A 12,585-nucleotide genomic window follows, 5' to 3' on the forward strand; every position below is an offset into this window, starting at 1 on the left:
TCCGTCCGGGACGTTACGGCTTGCCACGTGAGGGTTGTGCTATGTCACTGCAGGAGGACGAACGCCGGCCGCTGTCCGGAGCCCAGGAGGGCCTCTGGTACGCCGGGCGGCTCGCACCGGACAGCGCCGCGTACAACACCGCGGAGGCGGTGGAGGTCCACGGCCCCCTCGACACCGACCTGTTCGAGACCGCGCTGCGCCGCACCGTCGCCGAGGCCGACACCTTCGCGCTGCGCTTCGCCGACGGCGACGACGGCCCCCACCGCCGGCTCGCCCCGGACGCGGACGACTGGACCCTGCACCGCGTGGACGTCAGCGGCGCGCCCGATCCCGAGGCCGCCGCCTGGGCCCACGTCCGCGCCGATATGGCGACGCCCGTGGACCTGGAGAAGGGACCGCTGTTCGCGCACACCCTGCTCACCCTGGCCCCGGACCGCTTCCTGTGGCTGCTGAGGGCCCATCACCTGTTGCTCGACGGCTACAGCTACAAGCTCCTCGGGCGCCGCCTGGCCGAGACGTACAACGCCCTGGCCGAGCGGCGCGACCCCGGCCCCTCCGGCTTCGCGCCGGTGAGCCGGCTGCAGGAGGAGGAGGCGGCCTACCGCGCCTCCGAGCGGTACACCCGCGACCGCGACCACTGGGCGCGGCGCCTGGCCGGCCTGCCGGAACCCGCCCGGCTCACCGCGCGCACGGCCGCCCCCACCGCGCCCTTCCTGCGCCGCACGGCCGAACTGACACCCGCCGAGACCGCGGCCCTCGACGGCGCCGCCGCCCGCCTCGGCGTCCGGCGGACCGACCTGCTGACCGCGGCCACCGCCGCCTACCTGCACCGGATGACCGGCGCCGGTGACCTGGTGCTCGGCCTCGCCACCATGAGCCGCCTCGGCGGTGCCGCGCTGCGCACCCCCGGCACCGCCTCCGACGTCCTGCCGCTGCGCGTGGCCGCCGCCCCGGACACACCCGTGGCGCAGCTGGCGCGGACCGTCGCCGGCGAACTGGAGGCCCTGCGCCGCCACCAGCGCTACCGGGGCGAGTTCCTCCGCCGCGACCTGGGCCTGCTGGGCACCGGACGCCGGCTGTACGGGCCGGTGCTCAACATCGTCCCCTTCGACGAGTCCCCGGTCTTCGGCGGGCACCGCATCACCTGGCACCACCTGTCCGGCGGAGCCGTCGACGACCTGCAGATCTCGGTGCGGCCCGGCGCCCGTCCCGGCGGACTGTGGCTGGCCTTCGACGCCAACCCGGCCCTGTACGAGGAGGACGAACTCGCCCTGCACCGCGACCGGTTCCTCACCGTGCTGCACCGGCTCGCGGAGGCGGATCCGGAGACACCGCTGGGCGACCTGGACGTCCTGCTGCCCGGGGAACACCCCCGCGACACGCCCGTCCACACGTATCCGGTCGAACGGACCCTCACCGAACTGTTCGAGGAGCGGGCGGCGGCCGGGCCCGAGCGGATCGCCGTCACCTGCGGGGACCACCAGCTCACCTACGCCGAGCTCAACGCCGAGGCCAACCGGCTCGCCCGGCTGCTGACCGACCACGGCGCGGGCCCCGGCCGGGTCGTGGCCCTGGCCCTGGAGCGCGGCATCCGGCTGCTGCCCGCCCTGCTGGCCGTCCTCAAGACCGGCGCCGCCTACCTGCCCCTGGACCCCGGTCACCCGGCCGAGCGGCTGCGGCTGGTCGTCGAGGACGCGGCCCCCGTCGTCCTCGTCACCGAACACGCCCACGCGCACCTCGCCCAGGACGCGCTGCCCGTCGTCCGCCTGGACGACGAGGAGACCGTCGCCGGCCTGTCCCGCCGCCCCGCCGCCGACCTGACCGACGCCGACCGGCACGGACCGGCCGGCCCGGCCGACATCGCGTACATCATCCACACCTCCGGCTCCACCGGACGCCCCAAGGGCGTGCCCGTCCCGCACGCGAACGTCGTGCGCCTCTTCGCCGCCGCCGCCGGGCACTTCGACTTCCGGGCCGACGACGTGTGGACGCTGTTCCACTCCTACGCCTTCGACTTCTCCGTCTGGGAGATCTGGGGCGCCCTGCTGCACGGCGGCCGGGTCGTCGTCGTCCCGTACGCCGTCAGCCGCTCCCCGCGCGCGTTCCTGGACCTGCTGCACCGCGAGGGCGTGACCGTCCTCAACCAGACGCCGTCCGCGTTCGAGCAACTCGCCGACGCCGACCTCGAACGGGGCGGCGGCACCGGGGCGCTGCGGTACATCGTCTTCGGCGGCGAGGCCCTGCGCCCGTCGCGGCTGCGCCCCTGGGCCGACCGGCACGGCCTGGACCGCCCGGCGCTGGTGAACATGTACGGCATCACCGAGACCACCGTGCACGTCACCCACCACCGCCTCACCCGCGCCGACCTGGACGACCCGCGCCGCGGCAGCGTCATCGGCAGCCCCCTCGCCGATCTGCGCGTGCACCTGCTGGACGGCGAGGGCCGCCCGGTGCCGCCCGGCGCGACCGGCGAGATGTACGTCTCGGGCGCCGGCGTCGCCCCCGGGTACCTGGACCGGCCCGGCCTGACCGCCGAACGGTTCCTCGACGACCCCTACGGCCCGCCCGGCACCCGCATGTACCGCTCGGGCGACCTGGCCCGGCGCCGCCCCGACGGCACCCTCGACTACCTCGGCCGCGCCGACGCGCAGATCCAGCTGCGCGGCTTCCGCGTCGAACCCGGCGAGATCGAGGCCGTCCTCGCCGCCCACCCGGGCGTCACCCGCGCCGCCGTCGTCCCCCGCCGGGCCGCCAACGGCGCCCTGCACCTCGTCGCGTACACCGTCCCGTCCGACACCCCGGTGAGCCCCGCCGAGCTGCGCGCCCACGCCGCCGCGCACCTGCCCGAGCACATGGTCCCGGCCGCCGTCGTCCCCGTGGAGGCACTGCCGCTGACCGCGAACGGCAAGCTCGACGTCCAGGCCCTGCCCGCCCCGGACTTCACCGCCGCCGCGACCGGCACCCGCCCCGGCACGCCCCAACAGGTGCTGGTGTGCGCCCTGTTCGAAGACGTGCTGAAGCTCCCGCGCGACTCGGTGGGCGTGGACGCCGGCTTCTTCGACCTGGGCGGCGACTCGCTGCTCGCCACCCGCCTGCTGGCCCGACTGCGGCACGAGACCGGCGCCGAGATCCCCATCACCGCCCTGTTCGAGACACCGACCCCGGCCGCCCTCGCCCAGCGGCTCGCCGTACAGGACGCCGCCCTGCCCCGGCCGGCCCTCGGCGACGCCGTACGGCCGCGGCGGGTGCCGCTGTCGTACGCCCAGGAACGCATGTGGTTCCTCAACCGGCTCGACGAGGGAGCGGCCACCTACAACATCCCGCTCCTGGTCACCCTGGACGCCGACGTCGACACCGGCGCGCTGCGGGCCGCCCTCGGCGACCTCGCCGACCGGCACGAGATCCTGCGCACGGTGATCGCCGAGCACGACGGGACGCCGTACCAGCGCGTCCTGCCGCCGGGCGAGCTGCGCCCCGCACTGCGGCACGTCGACTGCCCCGCCGCGGAGACCGCCGCGCACGTCACCGCCGCGCTGCGGCACCGCTTCGACCTCACCGCCGAAAGCCCCCTCGCCGTCTGGCTGGTGGGCTCCACCCTGCTGTTCGTCCTGCACCACAGCGCCGCCGACGGCTGGTCGCTGCGTCCCTTCGCCGACGACCTGAGCACCGCCTACGCGGCCCGCCGCGCCGGACGGGCACCCGACTGGGCCCCGCTGCCCGCGCAGTACGCCGACTACGCGCTGTGGCAGCGCGCCCTGCTGGCCCCCGGCCCGGACGGCCCCGGCCGGCTGGAGCGGCTCACCGCCCACTGGCGCACCGCCCTGGACGGACTGCCCGAGGAATGCACCCTGCCCGGCGACCGGCCCCGACCCACCGCCCCGCGCGGCGGCGGAGCGCACGTCGAGACCGCCGTCGGCGCCGACCTGCACCACGCGCTGCTGCGCCTCGCCGACCGCGAGAACGCCAGCCTGTTCATGGTGCTGCACGCCGCCGTCAGTGCCCTGCTCACCCGCTGCGGCGCCGGCGAGGACATCGTCCTGGGCACCCCCGTCGCGGGCCGCACCGAACCCGCCCTCGACCCCCTGATCGGCCTGATCACCAACACCCTGGTGCTGCGCGCCGACACCTCGGGCGACCCCGCCTTCCGTGACCTGCTCGCCCGGCTGCGCACCGCCGACCTCGCCGCACTGGACCACCAGGACCTCCCCTTCGACCGGCTGGTGGACGACCTCAACCCGCCCCGCACACCCGGCCGGCACCCCCTGTTCCAGGTGATGCTGGCCCTCCAGAACAACGAACCCGCCGTCCTCCGGCTGGACGGCACCCGCGCCGAGCTGCGGCCCACCGCGACCGGCACCGCCAAGTTCGACCTCTTCGTCGACGTCCTGGAACGCCGGACCGCGCAGGGCGCGCCCGACGGCCTGACCCTGCACGTCGAATACGCCACCGACCTGTACGAGGCCGCCACCGCCGAGGCGTTCGCCGGGGCCCTGCACGACGTGCTGCGCGCGGTGAGCGCCGATGCGTCGGTCCGCCTCGGCGACCTGCCCGCGCTGCCCGAGCGCACCCCCGCCCCGGCCGCGACCGATCCGGCGGCACTGGCGGACGCGGCCCTGTCCGTGCCCGGCATCCGCGACGCCCACGCCCTGCCCGGCACCGACGACGCCCCGCCCCGTCTGTACGTGGTGCCCGGACGGGCGGACGCCGCCGAACGCGCCGAGGAACTCCTCGGCCGGGCGGGCCACGGCACCGTCCGCGTCACCGCGGTCAACGCGCTGCCCCGCACCGGGCACGGCACCGTCGACACCGCCGCCCTGCGCGCCCTGCCCGCCGTCGACCGCACCGCCGCCGACGCCTGGCGCGACCGGCTGACCCGGGTGCCCGGCGTCACCACGGCCGACGTGACGGTGGAGAACACCCCCGAGGAACTCGACCGCCGCCACACCGGCCTGCCCGGCCGCACCACCGGACCGGCCCCCGCCGGCCGCACCGGCACGGCCACCGCCGCACCGGCCCTCAGCGAAGGCCCCGCCCTCACCGAGCCGTCCGTGACCGGCTGGGCGCAGGCCCTGCGCCGCGCCGCCGCACGGGACCGGGGCGACATCGTCCACGTCCACGCCGACGGCAGCGAACACCGGCGCAGCTACGCCTCCCTGATCCCCGAGGCCTCCCGCGTCCTGGCCGGACTGCGCCGGGCGGGCCTGCGCCCCGGCGACCAGGTCATCCTCCAGTGCGACGCCACCGAGGACTTCCTCGCCGTGCTGTGGGGCTGCGTCCTCGGCGGCTTCGTCGCCGTCCCCCTGACCGTCCCCGCCTCCTACGACACCCCCTCGGCGGCCCTGACCAAACTGGAGGGCATCTGGCGGATGCTCGGACGGCCCTGGATCGTGTGCTCCGCCGGCCCCGAGGCCGGGGTGCGCGCGGTCGCCGCCCGGCAGGACTGGCCCGGCCTGCGGCTCACCACGGCCGACGCGCTGCGCGAGGCACCCGAGGACCACGACTGGCACCCCGCCGCACCGGACGACCTCATGCTGATGCTCATGACGTCCGGCAGCACCGGCCTGCCCAAGGCCGTGCGCCTCACCCACCGCAACGTCCTGACCCGCTCCGCCGCGACCGAGCAGACGAACGGCCTCGGCCCGGACGACGTCACCCTGAACTGGATCCCGCTCGACCACGTCACGGGCGTGGTGATGTTCCACCTGCGCGACGTGTACCTGGGCTGCCGTCAGATCCACGCACCGACCTCCTGGGTCCTGCAGGACCCGCTGCGCTGGATGGACCTCGCCGACCGGCACCGGGTCACCGTCACCTGGGCGCCCAACTTCGCCTTCGGGCTGCTCGCCGAGCAGTCCGGCCGCTTCACCGACCGCGCCTGGGACCTGTCCCCGATGCGGCTGGTGATGAACGCCGGCGAGGTCGTCGTGGCCTCGGCCGCCCGCCGGTTCCTGCACGCGCTGAAGCCGTTCGGCCTGCCGCAGGACGTCATGCACCCCGGCTGGGGCATGTCCGAGACCTGCTCGGTCGTCACCGACGCCGTCCTGCCCGCCGAACCCGTCGCGGGCGAGGGGACGTTCGTCAGCTGCGGCCTGCCCTACCCCGGGTTCGCCATGCGGATCGTGGACGAGCAGGGCAGGCTCCTCAACGAGGGCGAGGCGGGCCGGTTCCAGGTCCGCGGCACCTCCGTGACCGGCGGCTACCACGACAACCCGGCCGCCAACGCGGAGGCGTTCACCGAGGACGGCTGGTTCGACACCGGCGACCTGGCCTTCCTGCGCGACGGCGAGCTGTACATCACCGGCCGCGCCAAGGACGTCATCATCGTCAACGGCGTCAACCACTACAGCCACGAGATCGAGGCGTGCGTCGAGGAACTGCCGTACGTGGAGCGCAGTTTCACCGCCGCCGTCGCCGTGCGCTCCGACCCGGCCTCGCCCACCGACGAACTCGCCCTCTTCTTCCACCTCCCCTCCGAGGTCACCGCTGGCGCCCTGCGCGAGATCGCCGGGAAGGTGACCCGGGAGATCGGCGTCAGCCCCGCCTACCTCATCCCCGTCGAGCGGGACACGATCCCCAAGACCGAGATCGGCAAGATCCAGCGCACCAGACTGCGCAAGAGCTTCGAGGCGGGCGCCTTCGACGACGAGGTCCGCCGGACCCAGCTCCTGCTGGGCACCGCCGCGACCGTCCCCGACTGGTTCCTGCGCCCGGTGTGGCAGCGGACGGAACGCCCGGGGACCCCCGTGGCGCCGCCCGGCCGGCACACCCTCGTCCTCGCGGGCGGCGACCCCCGGGTGTGGCGGCTCGCGGAACGGCTCGCCGACGTCCTGCGGGCCGGTGGCGGCCGGTGCACGCTGGCCGTCGAGGGGACCTCGTACGCCCGGCTCGACGCCGCGCACCACCGCGTGCGGCCCGCCGAGGAGACCGACTACGCGGCGCTGCTGCGGCGGATGGACGAGGACCAGCGGCCGGTCGACGCCGTCCTGCACCTCGCCGGACTGCGCGGCGCGGGCGGCCCGGAGACGGCGCCGGACGACACGGCCGGCCCGGAGGACCTGCTCGCGTTCGCCCGTGCCCTCGCCGCACGGCCCGGCCCGCAGCGGCCCGTCGACCTCGTGTACGTGACGGCGGGCGCCCAGGACGTGCTCCCCGGCGACCGCCCCGACCCGGCGCACGCCATGGCGGGCGCGCTGCTCAAGTCACTGGCCGAGGAGTCCGGCCGGCTGCGCGGCACGCACCTCGACCTGCCCCCGGGCGACGGCACGGACCCGCTGCCCCTGCTGACGGCCGAGGCGACGGTCACCGCGGACGCCACGGAGGTGGCGTACCGCGACGGACACCGGTACGTACGCCGCCTCGCCGCCCTGCCCGACGCCCCGCCCCGCGACGAGCCGCCCGCCCAGGACGGCTTCACCCTGCTCACCGGCGGCCTGGGCGGCGTCGGCATCGAGCTCGCCGCCCATCTGCTGCGCACCCCCGGCACCCGGCTGCTGATCACGGGCCGCACACCGGAAGCGGAGGCCCAGGGGCTGTCCCGGCTGCGCGACTTGGGCGAGGTCCGGTACGCCCGCGCCGACGTCACCGACGAACGCCAGGTCCGGGCCGCCGTGGAGACCGCCGCGCAGGCGTGGGGCGCGCCCCTGGCGTCGGTGCTGCACCTGGCGGGGGCACTGGTGGAACGCCCCGTCGGCGAACTGGACACCGCCACCTGGCGCCGGGCCCTCGCCGCGAAGACGCGCGGCGCGTGGACGCTGCACCGGCTCACCGCCGACCACCCGGTCACCTCCTTCGTCACCTTCTCCTCGCTCAACGGCTTCTTCGGCGGCGCCATGAACGCCGCGTACGCCGCCGCCAACGCCTACCTGGACGCGCTCGCCCGCTACCGCCGCGGCCTCGGCCTGCCCGGGCAGTCGCTGGCGTGGAGCATGTGGCGCGAGCGGGGCATGAGCGACGGCTACCGGCTCACCGCGCTCACTCAGGCACGCGGCTACCGGCTGCTCGACGTCCCCGCCGCGCTGCGCTCGTTCGACCTCGCCCGCACCCTGGACGAACCGCACCTGCTGATCGGCGCCGACCGCACCGCCCCCTGGGTCCGCAGCCACGTCGTCGCGCCCGTGCGCCAGACGCGGCGCCTGGCCGCGCGCGTCGGCCTGGAGGACGGCACCGATCTCGGCGCCCTGTACCGGGCGGCGGCCGACGCGGCCCGCGCGGCCGGGCTCCCCGAGGACGCGTGGACGCTGCGCTCGGCGGGCACCGGCCCCCGCCCGGAGCAGACGGAGGCGGGGGAGGAGCTGCGGCGGCTGGAGAGCCGGCTCGCCGAGGTGTGGTGCGGCGTCCTCGGACGCGACCGGGTGGGCCGGGACGAGAACTTCTTCGACCTGGGCGGCAACTCGCTGCTCCTCGTCACCGCCCAGAGCGCCGTCAACCGCGCCTTCGGCACCGACCTGTCGGTGGTCGACCTGTTCGCCCACCCCACCGTCCGCGACCTGGCCCGCCACCTGTCGGCCACCGGCGCGCAGCCGTCGCCGGTCGCCGGACCGTCACCCCGGCCCGAGACCGATGGCCTGGACCGCGCGAGGGAACAGGCCCGCCGCCAACGCGCGGCCCGCTCGCGCCGGTCCGCCCGCCAGGGCAGGGACCGCGGCCGTGCCTGACCGCGCGGACACCACGCAGCACACCACCGAGCCCGGAGAGGACGAGGCACCCGCCGTGCACGACCCCAGCGCATCCCACGACGAGGAGTTCCCCGAGTTCCCCGCCGTCGCCGTCATCGGCATGGCGGGCCGCTTCCCCGGCGCCGACGACCTCGACGCCTTCTGGGAGAACCTCGCGGCCGGCCGGGAGGCGATCCGGCCCGTGTCCGACGAGGAGTTCCTGGCCGCGGGCGGTGACCCGCGCGACCTCGACGACCCGGAACTGATCCGGATGGCGTCGGCCGTCGAGGGCATCGACCGCTTCGACTCCGGCTTCTTCGGCTACAGTCCCGCCGAGGCCGCCGTCGTCGACCCGCAGCAGCGGCTGCTGCTGGAGACGGCCTACCACGCCCTGGAGGACGCCGGCTGCATCACCGGCGACCGCACGGCCGGGGCGTTCGGCGTCTACGCGGGCGCCGGTGACAGCCGCTACTACCCGGCCCACGTGCACCCGCGCTTCGCCGGGCGGCCCGGCTCGGTGGAGCTGGTCCACGCGGCCACCGCCAACTCCCTCGGCACCCTCGCCACCCGCGTCTCCTACGAACTCGGCCTCACCGGGCCCAGCGTGTCCCTGCAGACCGCGTGCTCGACCGCGCTGGTGGCCGTGCACACCGCCTGCCAGGACCTGCTGGACCACCGCTGCGACACCGCGCTCGCCGCCGCCGTCTCCCTCAACCCCTCGGCCGCGCTCGGCTACCGCCACGTGCCCGACGGGCCGTTCTCGCCCGACGGCCACTGCCGCGCCTTCGCCGCGGACGCCGCCGGGACCTCCTCCGGTGACGGCGTGGGAGCCGTCGTCCTCAAGCGGCTGGAGGACGCCCTCGCCGACGGCGACCGCGTCCGCGCCGTCATCCGCGGCACCGCCGTCAACAACGACGGCCGCCGCAAGGTCGGCTTCAGCGCGCCGAGCGCCGCCGGGCAGACCGAGGTGATCCTCGCCGCGCAGGCCCAGGCCGAGGTCGACGCCGGCACCATCGGCCTGGTCGAGGCGCACGGCACCGCCACCAAACTCGGCGACCCGATCGAGGTGTCCGCCCTGACGGAGGCCTTCCGGCACAGCACGGAACGCACCGGGTTCTGCGCCCTCGGATCGGTCAAGACCAACATCGGCCACCTCGGCGCCGCCGCCGGCATCGCCGGACTCATCAAGGCGGTCCTGGCCCTCGAACACCGGCAGATCCCGCCGAGCCTGCACTTCGACCGGCCCAACCCCCTCATCGACTTCGACGCGAGCCCCTTCCGCGTGCCCACCGGGCTGGAGGACTGGCCCGCCGGCGACCACCCCCGCCGCGCCGCCGTCAGCGCCTTCGGCATCGGCGGCACCAACGCCCACGTCGTCCTGGAGGAGGCCCCGCCCGCGGCCCCCGCGGCGCCCCGCGCGCCCGAGGACGGCCGCCGCCTGGTGCTGCCCCTGTCCGCACGCACCGCCGGCGCCCTGCGCGGCCAGGCCGAGGCACTCGCCCGGCACCTGCAACGGCGGCCGGAGCTGCGCCTGGACGACGTGGCCCACTCCCTGCGCGCCGACCGGCCCGCGCTGCGCCACCGCCTCACCGTCACGGCGGCCACCCCGGCGGAGGCCGTCGACGCCCTGCGCAGCGCCGCCCCGGCCGTCCCGCCGCCCACCGACGACCCGGTCCGCGTGGCGTTCCTGCTGCCCGGCGGCGGCACCCAGTACCCGGGCATGGGCAAGGAGCTGTACCGCGACCACGCCCTCTACCGCGACACCGTCGACGAGTGCGCCCGCATCCTGCGGCCCGTCCTCGGCGCCGACCTGCGCACCGCCCTGTTCGAGGAGCGACGGCCCGACGACACCTCCGCGTTCCTCGGGCTCATCGTCACCGAGTACGCCCTGGCCCGCACGCTCATGGAGTCGGGTGTCCGCCCCGACGCGCTGATCGGCCACTCGCTCGGCGAGTACACGGCCGCCTGTCTCGCCGGCGTCATCGACCTCGCGGACATGCTGCCCCTGGTCACCGAACGCATCCGGCTCATCAGCACCGCGGGCGGCGCCACGGTCGGCGTCGCCGCCCCGGCCGAGGAGATCCGGCCGCTGCTCGGCGGCGACCTGTCCCTGGCCGCCGTCAACGGCCCCGGCGCCTGCACGGTCGCCGGGCACCTCGACGCCGTCGCGCGCTTCGAGGCCGAACTGACCCGCCGCGGCGTTCCGTTCCGCCGCCTGCGCATCCCCGTCGCCGCCCACTCCCACGTCCTGGACCCGGTCCTGCCGGCCTACGAGGCCCACCTGCGCCAGGTCACCCTGCGTCCGCCGCGCATCCCGTACGTCACCAACGTGACCGGCACCTGGGTCACCGACGACCAGGCCACCTCCGTACGGCACTGGCTCGACCACACCCGCGGCACCGTGCGGTTCGCCGACGGCATCGCCGCCCTGTGGGACCGCCTGCACCCGGTCCTCGTCGAGATCGGGCCGGGCGACACCCTGACCAAACTCGCCACCGGCCGGCTCACCGACGCGACCCCGGTGACGGTGACCACCATGCGGCACGCCAAGGCCGACGCGTCCGACGGCTTCGTCCTCGCCGAGGCGCTGGGCCGGCTGTGGAGCGCGGGCGTCGACAGCGCCCTGCCCCCGGTGCCGGGCAGCCCCCGGCGGGCACCGCTGCCGCCGTACGCCTTCGAGCGGCGGCGCCACTGGATCGACGCCCCCGGCGCCCGCACCGGCTCCGGCCCGTCCGACGACACCCCGGCCACGCCGGGGAGCGCGCCCGGCCTCGCCCCGCGGCCCCGGCTGACGACCGAGCACGTACCGCCGCGCACCGACCGGGAACGCGAGGTCACCCGCCTGTGGGAGGAGACGCTCGGCATCGGCGGCATCGGCCTGCACGACAACTTCTTCGACCTCGGCGGCGACTCGATGCGCGCCGTGCTGCTGGCGGGCCGGCTGCGTGGCGCCGGGGTCCTCGACATCCCCGCGGCGACCCTGCTGGCCGCGCCCACCGTGGCCGGGGTCCTCGCCACGGCCGGCGAGGCGGACGAGAAGGCGCCCGGGACGGCCCCCACCGCCCTCGGCCCGCTGCTGCCGCTGCGCCCCGAGGGCACCGCCCCGCCCCTGTTCTGCGTCCACCCCGGCGCCGGCGTCGCCTGGCGCTACACGGGCCTGCTGCCGCACCTCGGCGGTGACCAGCCCGTCTACGGCATCCAGGCGGCCGGCCTCGACGGCACCACGCCGCCCGCACCCGACGCCGCCGCGATGGTCGCCCACTACCTGGACCTCGTGCGCCAGGTGCAGCCGCACGGCCCGTACCGGCTGCTGGGCTGGTCCTACGGCGGGTTCGTCGCGCACGCCATGGCCTGCGCCCTGCAGCGCGACGGCGAGCGGGTCGAGCTCCTCGCGATGCTCGACGCCCCGCAGCCGCACGGCACCGCCCACGACCCCGGCGCCGCCGAACGCCAGGTGGCGGCCCTGCTGTCGAGGGTGGCCGGGCTCGACGTCGACGGGACGCCCGTGGAGACCGTCCTGGACCGCATCGACGCCCGGGTCGCGGCCGACCCGGCGAGCGTCCCCGTCACCCGCTCCGAGGCCGCGGCCATCGCCGCCGTCATGCGCAACAACCTGCGCATCGCACCCCAGTTCGCACCCGGCGCCTACCGCGGTGACGTGCTGTTCTTCAGCGCCGCCGAGGAGCAGGCCACCGACTTCCCGACGGACCTGGCGGTGCTGCCCGGCAAGGCCGACAGCTGGCGGCCGTACGTCGACGGGACCCTGCACGACCACCAAGTGCCGTGCGGCCACTACGAGATGACCGAACCCGAACCGATCGCCCGGATCGGCGAAGCGGTCGCCAAGGCCCTGCGCGGCCTCGGCGACCCGGCCCCCGCACCTCCGTCCGCCACACCCTCGTCCGCCACGAACCCTTCCCCGTGAACCCGC

General features: G+C 76.2%; 2 protein-coding genes. Both read left to right on the forward strand.

Translation table 11 applies throughout. From position 1 onward, the window contains the following. Nucleotides 1-41 precede the first annotated feature (41 nt). A complete protein-coding gene (locus AC07DA_RS22595) occupies nucleotides 42-8,654 on the forward strand; it encodes an amino acid adenylation domain-containing protein (RefSeq protein WP_479129965.1) in 8,613 nt (2,870 codons plus the stop codon). Beyond that, the gene (locus AC07DA_RS22600) at nucleotides 8,647-12,579 is read left to right on the forward strand and encodes a type I polyketide synthase (RefSeq protein WP_479129966.1); all 3,933 of its coding nucleotides are present in this window, start codon (nucleotides 8,647-8,649) and stop codon (nucleotides 12,577-12,579) included. Before AC07DA_RS22595 ends, AC07DA_RS22600 begins: the two co-directional genes overlap by 8 nt. Nucleotides 12,580-12,585 lie beyond the last annotated feature (6 nt).

Source organism: Streptomyces sp. NPDC044921 (genome assembly GCF_056432865.1).

Coding starts and splice junctions, on each gene's coding strand:
- AC07DA_RS22595 (WP_479129965.1), top strand. CDS start 42: ATGTCACTGCAGGAGGACGAACGCCGGCCGCTGTCCGGAGCCCAGGAG.